Annotated in this window: 2 pseudogenes; one reads left to right on the top strand and one right to left on the bottom strand. The window is 47.9% G+C overall.

Annotated features, from left to right (window positions below):
• Window positions 1-118: pseudogene (locus R7R78_RS27725) on the top strand (TetR/AcrR family transcriptional regulator); the annotation flags it as partial.
• Window positions 119-261: 143 nt separating this feature from the next.
• Here the strand turns inward: R7R78_RS27725 and R7R78_RS27730 are convergent.
• Window positions 262-609 (bottom strand): annotated as a pseudogene (locus tag R7R78_RS27730) (heme ABC transporter ATP-binding protein); the annotation flags it as partial.

Genomic DNA, 609 nt, shown 5'->3' on the forward strand with positions numbered 1-609 from the left:
ATTTGCAGCAAATGGCATTGATCGTCTGTACAAGATGGTAGAAAGCCAGTTTGGCTCAGGTGGAGATAAAGAACTGGAATGGTTGATTGGACGCTCGCTGATTCAAATGAGCAAATAATCACAAATTACAAAAAGCCCCGCTAATTATTAGCGTGGCTTTTGCATTTCTGAGGGGAAATTTAAACAAGTGAGTGGCAGAGCCGGCTAGTGCGTGAAATCGCTCGTACATCGCTTCTTAAAGAGGCTCTGCGCCTCTTTAAGCTATGCCGCAGCGTGGACTTGAGGAAAGTCCAGAGTCGGGTGTTTTGTCACGATAGATCGATACCCATAAACTTGTTCAATACGTTCGGGCGTTAGGGCTTGCCAAGGGTTGTCATCGCATACAAGTTTGCCGTTATGGAGCAACACCAGTCGGTCTGCGTATTGTGAGGCTAAGTTCAAGTCATGTAATACGACAACCACCGCAGCGTTCTGCGCTTTTGCCGCCTCACGAGCAATTTTAAGCGTGTTGTGCTGGTGGGCGAGATCCAGTGCCGACGTAGGCTCGTCCAACATCAGAATCTTTTTGTCACCAGATTGATGCAGTTGCGTTAGCACTCGAGCCAAGTG

The organism is Vibrio sp. 2134-1 (assembly GCF_033339495.1).